This window comes from Longimicrobium sp. (assembly GCF_048594345.1).
In the GTDB taxonomy this organism is placed as follows: domain Bacteria; phylum Gemmatimonadota; class Gemmatimonadetes; order Longimicrobiales; family Longimicrobiaceae; genus Longimicrobium.
Window position 1 is genome coordinate 1 of the sequence record NZ_JBMDXM010000160.1, and the last position, 9,440, is coordinate 9,440.

Annotated in this window: 7 protein-coding genes; all 7 read left to right on the plus strand. The window is 68.4% G+C overall.

All coding sequences use genetic code 11. The features are described 5' to 3' along the window. Window positions 1-379: 379 nt before the first annotated feature. The 7 genes from ACOJUJ_RS17555 to ACOJUJ_RS17585 all read left to right on the plus strand — a co-directional run bounded on the left by ACOJUJ_RS17555 (window position 380) and on the right by ACOJUJ_RS17585 (window position 9,306). Window positions 380-1,633, plus strand: coding sequence for a hypothetical protein (locus tag ACOJUJ_RS17555; RefSeq protein ID WP_420128205.1), 1,254 nt, complete (start codon window positions 380-382; stop codon window positions 1,631-1,633). Between the two features lie 422 nt (window positions 1,634-2,055). Continuing rightward, complete coding sequence (ileS, locus tag ACOJUJ_RS17560) at window positions 2,056-5,214, plus strand: isoleucine--tRNA ligase (RefSeq protein ID WP_420128206.1); 3,159 nt, start codon at window positions 2,056-2,058, stop codon at window positions 5,212-5,214. Window position 5,215: 1 nt separating this feature from the next. Then, the gene (gene lspA / locus ACOJUJ_RS17565; RefSeq protein ID WP_420128207.1) at window positions 5,216-5,779 is read left to right on the plus strand and encodes a signal peptidase II; all 564 of its coding nucleotides are present in this window, start codon (window positions 5,216-5,218) and stop codon (window positions 5,777-5,779) included. Between the two features lie 407 nt (window positions 5,780-6,186). Continuing rightward, the gene (locus ACOJUJ_RS17570) at window positions 6,187-7,161 is read left to right on the plus strand and encodes an RluA family pseudouridine synthase (protein ID WP_420128208.1); all 975 of its coding nucleotides are present in this window, start codon (window positions 6,187-6,189) and stop codon (window positions 7,159-7,161) included. Window positions 7,162-8,032: 871 nt separating this feature from the next. Next, window positions 8,033-8,332, plus strand: a complete 300-nt coding sequence (locus tag ACOJUJ_RS17575) for a hypothetical protein (protein WP_420128209.1) — start codon at window positions 8,033-8,035, stop codon at window positions 8,330-8,332. A gap of 83 nt (window positions 8,333-8,415) precedes the next feature. Beyond that, complete coding sequence (locus ACOJUJ_RS17580) at window positions 8,416-8,697, plus strand: pinensin family lanthipeptide (protein WP_420128210.1); 282 nt, start codon at window positions 8,416-8,418, stop codon at window positions 8,695-8,697. Between the two features lie 321 nt (window positions 8,698-9,018). Continuing rightward, window positions 9,019-9,306, plus strand: coding sequence for a hypothetical protein (locus ACOJUJ_RS17585; RefSeq protein WP_420128211.1), 288 nt, complete (start codon window positions 9,019-9,021; stop codon window positions 9,304-9,306). Window positions 9,307-9,440 lie beyond the last annotated feature (134 nt).

The window sequence follows — 9,440 nt, forward strand, 5'->3', positions numbered from 1 at the left end:
TGTGCAGTGAGGGGAACGATTTTCACGCGGAGGCGCGGAGAAAACAGAAGAGGCGCGGAGGGAACGCCCAAAACGCCTCCGCGCCTCATCCGTTCCTCCGCGCCTCCGCGTGATGCTTTTCCGTCGTTCCTCTGATTGCACCGCGAACTGCGAGAAATGGTATCACATCATACCGAATCCTGGAAAACGGCTCTGCGTGCCCATTCGTTCGGCGGAGATGTCCGCGCACGAAAGCAGGCCGTTCTCAAAACCATTGCGGTGTGCGACGCATTCTGGTAGCATGGGCAGCCGGATCAATCGCGCCATTCCGCTGTTCTACCTGCCTTTCGCCTTTTTCTACACCCTTCAGGAGCTCACCTAGATGCCGCAGGAAATCCGCGTGGATCGCGATATTGAGATCGAGGGAGAGCCGTTCGCCCTTGTCGTAACCACGTACCACGAGGCCGGCACCGTCGCCCGCACCGCCATCCACCGGCAGAACTTCGACCGGCGGATCGGCGGAGCGCGGTTCGTGCCCCGGCCCCCGGATGCCGCGGACGACTTTGGCCTGGCCGAGGTGGGCCGGCTTTCGTGCGCGATGACGGAAAAGAGCCTGGCCGCCATGATCCCGGCGGACGGCCAGAAGAGCGTGCTGGTCACCACGCCGGAGATCGTGGGCGACGAAGACCGCAAGACCCGCATTCTGGCGGAGCACATTCAGGCTGTCGCCACGGTGGATCCGGGCGTGATCTTCGGGCCCGACATGAACGTGCCCGAAGAAATCCAGAACCGCGTGAGCGCCGCGGACGGGCTGCTGGACCACGTGACGGGGCTCAGCGTGCAGCACGGCGGCCTTTCCATCGACCACCGGGGCTACACCGCCGAGGGGCTGGTAGAAGCCGTGCGCACGTGCGTGCCCGCGGGGCGCCTGGCGCGGATGACGGCGAGCATCCAGGGTTTTGGCGCGGTGGGCGCGCACGCGGGGAGGCTGCTGGACGGGCTGGGTGTGCGGGTGCGGGCGGTGAGCAACGCCAGGGGCATGCTGTCGGCCGTGGAGAACGACGGGCTGGACGTTAACACCCTTTTCGCGGCGTGGGAGGCGTCCGGTGACGAGGGCGTTCTGGCCTGGGCGCGCGCGAACGAGGATCGCGTGGAGTGGACGGACGATCCCGATGCCCTGTTCTCCGTGCCGTGCGACATCTTCATCCCCGCGGCGCGCACCATGGTGCTGGCGCTGCCGGAGCAGCTGGATCACGTCCGGGGGGAAAACCCGCGCGTGCAGGACGTGACCACCTTCTTTGACCACACCGGCGTCCGCGTGCTGGTGGAGGGCGCCAACGGCCCGCTTTCGCGCGAGGCGGAGCGGTGGCTGGAGGAGCGCGGTGTGCTGGTACTGCCCGACTGGATCGTGAACTGCGGCGGGCTGATCGGCTGCTGGGTGGAGTGGGAGGAGCGCCACGCCGGCGCCCGTCCGGACGCGGACGCGCTGGAGCCCATCCACGCGCGCGCCCTGGAGCGCGTACACCGCACGGTCCGCGAGAACGTGCAGGAGCTCATGCGCGGCCGCCCCACCTTCCGCGAACTGGCGGGCAACGTGGTTGGCCGCAACCGCGGGATGCTCAAGCCGGACTCATCCGCGGCGGTGGCCGTCTAAGCGCGGGAGTGGGTCGCCGCACAGGCGGGGTTGGCGCCGGAGTGATACCGTTGCTCACGGTGGGTTGTGCACTCGCGGCGGAATCCGGGTGAACACCAGCCGCACATCCAGAGCCGGACATCTCACATGGGGTCAACGGGGTCAACGGTAACGATCAGAACCGTTGACCCCGTTGACCCCGTTGACCCCGTGTGAGACAAGTCTTTCCATGATCCGGAATCGGGTGCACGATGAACAGCGGGATTCGGTGCGAAACGTCCCAAGGGTTCGGGTTCCGGCGCGCTTTCGTCGACGCGCGGGCCGGCGCCGCCGCCTGTGCCATGCCCGCCCTCCGCACCCGGTGCGGGGGCGGGTTGTCGCTGTTTGTACTTTGGGACTAAGTTGAAGGTTCGACAATCGCGTCAGCTTTGTGAGCAACCGAGATGAGCAAGTTTCCCGAGCTTCCCCAGAGCGTCACCGCGCTGGAAGACGAGGTGCTGGAGCGCTGGCGGACGGAAGGCACGTTTCGCCAGAGCGTGGAGCAGACGGCGAACGGCGAGCCGTTCGTCTTCTTCGAAGGCCCGCCCACGGCCAACGGGCGCCCCGGCATTCACCACGTGCTCAGCCGCACCATCAAGGACACCGTGGCGCGCTTCCGCACCATGCAGGGGCGCTACGTGCCCCGCATGGCCGGGTGGGACACGCACGGCCTGCCCGTTGAGATCGAGGCCGAGAAGCAGCTGGGGATCAGCGGCAAGCGCGAGATCGAGGCGCTGGGCATCGCCCGCTTCAACGAGGTGTGCCGCGAATCCGTGCTCACCTACACGGACGAGTGGGAGCGCTTTTCCGCGCGCATCGGCTACTGGCTGGACTACAGCAAGCCGTACGTCACCTATCACCCGGACTACGTGGAGTCGGTGTGGTGGCTGCTGGCGGAGATCAACAAGCGCGGCCTGTTCTACCGCGGCCACAAGATCCTGCCGTACTGCCCGCGCTGTGGCACCGGGCTCAGCAGCCACGAGGTGGCGCAGGGGTACAAGGACGTCAAGGACCCGTCGCTGTACCTTACCATGCCCGTGCTGGACGCGGACGGGCAGCCCGACGGCCGCGAGCTGCTGGTGTGGACCACCACGCCGTGGACGCTGGTGAGCAATGTGGCGCTGGCCATCAGCGCGGACGAGGAGTACGTGGAGGTGGCCCGCGAAGGCCGCCGCTACCTGCTGGTGCGCGCCCGCGTCCCCGCGCTGTTCGGCGACGACGCGGAGATCGTCCGTTCGTATCGCGCGGACGAGCTCGTCGGCCTGGCGTACCAGCGCCCGTTCGACTGGGTGCAGCCCGTGGGCGTTCCCGACGAGCAGGTGCGCAACGCCTGGCACGTGTACACGGCCGACTTCGTCAGCAGCGGCGACGGCACGGGGATCGTGCACATCTCCCCCGCCTTTGGCGCCGACGACTATGCGCTTGGGCAGTCCGTGGGGCTGCCGGTGCTGCGGCCGGTGGACGACCGCGGGCAGTTTCTCGAAGACCTGCCGCTGGTGGGCGGCCGCTTCGTCAAGGACGCCGACACGGACCTGCTGATCGACCTCAAGGGGCGCGGGCAGGTCTTCAGGTCGTCGCGCGAGGAGCACAGCTACCCGCACTGCTGGCGGTGCCAGAGCCCGCTGCTGTACATGGCGCGCGACTCGTGGTTCATCCGCACCACCGCCGTGCGCGACCAGCTGCTGGCCAACAACGCGCAGATCAACTGGTACCCGCCCGAGGTGGGCGCCGGGCGCTTTGGCGAGTGGCTGGAGAACAACGTGGACTGGGCCATCAGCCGCAGCCGCTACTGGGGCACGCCGCTCCCCGCGTGGGTGTGTGACGCGAACCCCTCGCACATCGAGTTCGTGGGCTCGTTCGACGAGCTGAAGGCCAAGAGCGGGCGCAGCGAGCTTCCCGATCCACACCGGCCGTACGTGGACGAGCTGGAGTGGGCGTGCGAAGCATGCGGCGGGACCATGCGGCGCACGCCGGAGGTGATCGACGTCTGGTTTGACTCCGGGGCCATGCCGTTCGCCCAGCACCACTACCCGTTCGAGAACCGGGGCGAGCAGGAGCGGCAGTTTCCCGCGGACTTCATCTGCGAAGGCGTGGACCAGACGCGCGGGTGGTTCTACTCGCTGCTGGCCATCTCGACGCTTCTGGGCAGGGGGCCGGCGTACCGGAACGTGGTCGTGAACGACCTGATCCTGGACGCCAAGGGGCTCAAGATGTCCAAATCCCGCGGCAACACGGTGAACCCCGCCGAGGCCATCGCCCAGTTTGGCGCCGACGCCATCCGCTGGTACCTGCTGTCCTCGTCCAATCCCTGGCTTCCCAAGCGCTTCGATCCCGAGGGCGTCAAGGAGGTGCAGCGCAAGACGTTCGACACGCTGCGCCAGACGTACCGCTTCTTTGCCATGTACGCCTCGCTGGAGGGGTGGACGCCCGAGGCGGAGGCGCCGGCCGAGCGCTCGCTGCTGGACCGCTGGCTCCTGTCGCGGCTGGCGACGGTGACGGCGGACGTCACGGAGGACCTGGAGGGCTACAACCTGACGCACGCGGTCCGTGCGGTGGCGGATTTTGTCATCGACGACCTGAGCAACTGGTACGTGCGCCGTTCGCGCGAGCGCTTCTGGGGCTCGTCCGACGCGGCGGACACGCGCTCGGCCTTTGCCACGCTGCACCAGGCGCTGGTCACGGTGTCGCGGCTGATGGCGCCCTTTGCCCCCTTCCTGTCCGACTGGCTGCACCGTTCGCTCACCGGCGGCAGCGTGCACCTGGCGCGGTTCCCGGCCGTCGACCCGGCGGCGGTGGACGGGCGGCTGGAGCGGGGGATGCAGGCCGTCCGCACGCTATCGACGCTGGGCCGCGCCGCGCGGGACTCCGTGGGCATCCGCGTGCGGCAGCCGCTGGGGACCATCTACGCGGTGGTGCCGGACGGCTACCAGGTGGACGAGGCGCTGCTGCTGATTCTGCGGGACGAGCTGAACGTGCGCTCGGTGGAGTTCATGCACGCCGCCGAGGAGCTGGTGACGTTCAGCGCCAAGCCCAACTTCAAGGCGCTGGGCGCGGTGTTCGGCAAGCTTACGCCGCGGATCGCGGACGCCATCCGCGGGCTTGAATCCGCCGTGCTGGCTGCCTTCAAGCGCGGCGAGCCGCTCAAGGTGGAGGTAGACGGCCAGGCGATGGACGTGATCGCCGAGCACTTTGACCTGGTGCAGAGCGCGCGCGGCAGCTTTGCCACGGCGGATGAGGGGGGCTTCACCGTCGCATTGGACCCCACGATCACGCCGGAGCTGCGGCTGGAGGGGCTGGCGCGCGAGCTGGTGAACCGGGTGCAGAACCTGCGCAAGGAGACGGGGCTGCAGGTGCAGGACCGCATTCGCCTGGGGATCTTTGGCGACGGCGAGATCCTGGACGTGTCGCGCCAGTGGGGCGAGTTCGTGGCCGGCGAGACCCTGGCCGTGGAGGTGGAGACGGGCTCGGTGAACGACTTCGAGGGATACGAGGCGTCGCGCGAGGTGGACCTGGACGGGGTGGCGGGGACCGTGGCGATTGCCCGCGTTCCCAACGAGGCGTGAGATGAGCGAGACGATGACGGATACGCGGCCGCTGTCGGTGCCGGACACGCGCGAAGAGGCGCGCAAGAAGATCGCGCTGTACCTGGGGATCACGGTCGGGCTGATCGTGATCGACCAGATCACCAAGTACATCGTGGAGCGCTCGCTGCGGCTGTACGATCCCGTCCCGGTGATCGGCGACTTCTTTCGCCTGACGTACATTTTCAACCGCGGCGCGGCGTTCGGCATTCACCTGGGCGAATGGTCGCGCATCGCGTTCAGCATCCTTCCCGTGGCGGCGGCGGTGCTGCTGTACCTGATGTACCGCCAGACGCCGTGGAGCGACCGCACACGGCTGGTTTCCATCGCGCTGGTTACGGGCGGGGCCATCGGCAACCTGATCGACCGGCTGCGCAGCTCGCGAGGGGTGGTGGACTTCTTCGACATCGGGTTTGGCAACGTGCGCTGGCCGGTGTTCAACATCGCCGACATCGGCGTCACCATCGGCGCGCTGCTGCTGGCTGTGTCGCTCTGGCGCGAGGAGCAGAAGCTGGAGAAGGAAGGGGAGGATGTTACCGCGGTGTGAGGGTGTGAGGGTGTGAGGGTGTGACGGTGTGAGGGTGTGAGGGTGTGAGGGTGTGAGGGTGTGAGGGTGTGAGGGTGTGAGGGTGGACGGCAACGGCGAACGGCGTCGCGCTTCGCGCGGACCCCTCACCCCCGGCCCCTCTCCCGCAAACTGCGCGGGAGAGGGGTGACGCGAGCGTCGGGGTGCGAAGCGACGGTCGTGGGCGCACGCGGCAGCCAGCGGCGGCACCCGGCGAGACGTACCCGTGACGCAGCCGGCGGAAACACCAAAACCCCTCCCCCGGGGTTGGGGGAGGGGTCGACGGCCGTTGCGAGGAACGAGCAAAAGGCCCGTCGGGGGAGAGGGCCCGTCGGTAACGCCCCGTCTTCGCGTTTGTTCCACGTAGAGGGCTGTATCCTTATCCTTCGATGAGCGGTTCCGGCTTGCCTGACGAGATCATCCAGCTGCTGGCGGGCGACGAGGCGGGGGAGCGGCTGGACAGCTGGCTGGCGGCGCGGCTGGACGTCAGCCGCTCGCGCGCGGCGCAGCTGATCGAGGAAGGCCGCGTCACCCTGAACGGCGCGGTGCCCAAGAAGCGCGACCGCCCCGCCCCCGGCGACCGCGTGGAGGTGCGCATCCCCCCGCCCGCACCGTCGCACATCAGCGGCGAAGACATCCCGCTCACCATCGTCTACCAGGACGACGACCTGCTGGTGATCGACAAGCCGCCGGGGCTGGTCGTGCACCCCGCGCCCGGCAACCCCACGGGGACGCTGGTGAACGCGCTGCTGCACGCCGTGAACGACCTGTCGGGGATTGGCGGGGTGCTGCGGCCGGGAATCGTGCACCGGCTGGACAAGGACACGTCGGGGTTGATGGTCGTCGCCAAGCACGACGACGCTCACCGCACCCTCTCCGCCGAACTCAAGGCGCGGCGGATCCGGCGCACCTACCTGGCGGCGGCGTGGGGACGGCTGGCGCGGGAAGAGATCCTGGTGGACGCGCCGATCGGCCGGCACGCCACGGAACGCAAGCGGATGGCGGTGACGCCGGACGGCCGCCCCGCCCGCACGCGCTTCGTCCGCCTGGAGCGGTGGCGCGCGGCGGACCTGGTGCGCGCCGAGTTGGAGACGGGGCGCACACACCAGATCCGCGTGCACCTGCTGCACCTGGGCCACCCCGTGGTCGGTGACCGCACCTACGCGCCGGAGCGGCACAAGGGCTTCGGCGGGCCCGAGCGCGGCTGGGCGGCGGGGCTGGCCAGGCGCGTCCCGCGGCAGTTTCTGCACGCCACCGACCTCCGCTTTACCCACCCCCGCACGGGCCAGCCCATGCGCTTCGACTCCCCCTTTCCCCCCGACCTCGCCGCCGCCGCCGAGTGGGCGCGCGGGACGGCGGGATAGGCATCCGTCCCCGCTCGTTTCCGACAGGGATTCTTTGGTCGGCGCGATCACCCTGGAGCGTGAAGACGGTTGCGTGCGGCGCCTCCCAAAAGGTTGATGCCAAACCTCACCTGCTCCAACGGAGGAACGGTGTCATCCTGAGTGAGCGCCCGCCCGTAACTTTCAAGACCACAGAAGCTTGCGCGCGACCGAAGGAATTTTGTCGGGTCGCGCGAGGCCCAGCCGCCGGGAGCCGTTCGAGTCCCTCCGTCATGCAGGCAAGGTCCTTCGGTCGGCGCCAAGGTAGTGTGTATGGGCAGATGACGGAGCGGCGCCTCCCTCAGGATGACTGGCAAGATCCGAGGTTGCTCAACCCCCTCTGAGGCTCACTCAGAATGACAGTGATCTTCCGGACGTAGTCGCGGTCGATACCGCTTGCCCTCGCGAGGCTCCGCTTGTCACGCGACGCCGGCCGCTCGGCCCGCCGCAGTCGGAATGTGGCGCGGAGGGTGGCATGTTGCATTCGCACGCAGGTCCGGGGGATCTCCTGGCCGGCCGCGGGCCCATCCAGATGGGGCTGGATGGCTTCATGAAGGTCGTTGAGAGTTTACCGCATGTGGGGGACGCAGCGACGGGGGCGGTCGGATCATCCGGCCGTCCCCGTTCCTGTACACCGCGGCGTCCCGGAGAGATCGCTCCCCAAATCCAGCCCCGTCTCTCGACGTGCCGTTCGTCCTTCGCTTCGCCACCGCGCCGCTCGTCCCCGGCACGCTCGATTCATCCCCTCGCCATACGGGTTGTTGAGAGAATCGTGGCATCATCCATCTGCACCCCGGCGCACCCGCCGTGCGTGCGATCCCGATCCACCATCCACATTCCCGGAGAGGGTACGATGAAAAAGCTTCGGCTGGACGACCTGTCGGTGGAGAGCTTCAACACCACCGAGATCAAGCGCGAGAGGGGGACCGTGGTGGGCGAGCAGCAGTGCACCTGCTACACCGTCTGCACGTGCCCGGGCTGTCCTACCTGCGACGCCACGTGTGCGTACACGTGCGACGACCAGACCTGCCCGGCGTGCCCCACCTGCGCCGAGAGCTGCAACGGCACGTGCCCGGGCCAGGGGTGGACGTGCAACGAGTCGTGCGGCGGCACGTGCTGGAACCCGCGCTGCACCAACATCTGCCAAGCCTGACGCCGTCCGCGGAGGCGGGCCGGCCCGGTCCCCGGCAGCCGTCCCGCCTCCACCCGAACCACCTCCAGAAACGGAAAACGACCATGAACAAGCTCAAGCTGCACCTGGATGACCTGGCGGTAGAGAGCTTCGAAACGCGGAGCGCGGAGAAGGAACGGGGGACCGTGGTGGGTGAGCAGTACTGCAGCTGCCAGGGAAGCTGCCCTGGCGAGACCTGCCAGGCCACCTGCGCCAACACCTGCGACGACCCCAGCTGCGCGGAGAGCTGCTACGGCACGTGCCCGGGTCAGGGCTTTACCTGCAACGAGTCGTGCGGCGGCACGTGCTGGAACCCGCGCTGCCAAGACAGCAACATCTGCCCTTGATCCGTGGTGCGCGGGGAGAGGGCTGGACGTGGACGGGGCGCCCGGAGAGAGATCCGGGCGCCCCATCTTTTCTCGTCCCCGTATCCTGATCCGCCGGCCCCGCCTTTCGTCACGCCGCGGCGTCGCGCTTTGCCGCGCTGTGCCGTGCGAACCGGCCTCCGAATACGTCGTGTGTAACGGCTTTGCACAATCAGAACTGTTGACGCGTAAGGAACGCGCGGCAAGCTTGCGAGCATCCGGCTGGCGCGAATGTTGGCCCATCCGGTGTGATCATGACGGGGGTGGAATGACGGAACCATCACTTCAGCAGGAGGCAGACGGATGAACAAGGTCAAGCTCAACCTGGATGCCCTGAGGGTCGAGACGTTCGACACCACGCCGGGCGAGCGGGCGCGCGGCACCGTGATGGGCCAGCAGGAACTGTGCACGTGCCAGACCCAGTGCACGTGCCCCGGCTGCCCCACCTGTGCGAACTACCTCACCTGCGACCCTACCTGTCCCGAAACCTGCGACGATTACACCTGCGCCGAAACGTGCTGGGAAACCTGCCGCTCGTGCGAGGGAACCTGCCGTCCGCGTGACTGCCCGGCGAGCTTCGACTGCTGGTAACGCCGTTGACAGGGCGTGTTGCCCGCGCGCGGAAAGACGGCCGGACGTGACGAGGGGGGGGCCGCCCCCGCCCCGGGGCCCCCCCCCCGAGACAAGCGGGGGGCGATATGCCCCGGCCGGCCAGCCGCACCGCA

Bases quoted from the DNA above. Each gene is read 5' to 3' on its own strand.
- ACOJUJ_RS17585 (WP_420128211.1), top strand. From the start codon at position 9,019: ATGAACAAGGTCAAGCTCAACCTGGATGCCCTGAGGGTCGAGACGTTC.
- ileS (WP_420128206.1), top strand. From the start codon at position 2,056: ATGAGCAAGTTTCCCGAGCTTCCCCAGAGCGTCACCGCGCTGGAAGAC.
- ACOJUJ_RS17575 (WP_420128209.1), top strand. From the start codon at position 8,033: ATGAAAAAGCTTCGGCTGGACGACCTGTCGGTGGAGAGCTTCAACACC.
- lspA (WP_420128207.1), top strand. From the start codon at position 5,216: ATGAGCGAGACGATGACGGATACGCGGCCGCTGTCGGTGCCGGACACG.
- ACOJUJ_RS17570 (WP_420128208.1), top strand. From the start codon at position 6,187: ATGAGCGGTTCCGGCTTGCCTGACGAGATCATCCAGCTGCTGGCGGGC.
- ACOJUJ_RS17580 (WP_420128210.1), top strand. From the start codon at position 8,416: ATGAACAAGCTCAAGCTGCACCTGGATGACCTGGCGGTAGAGAGCTTC.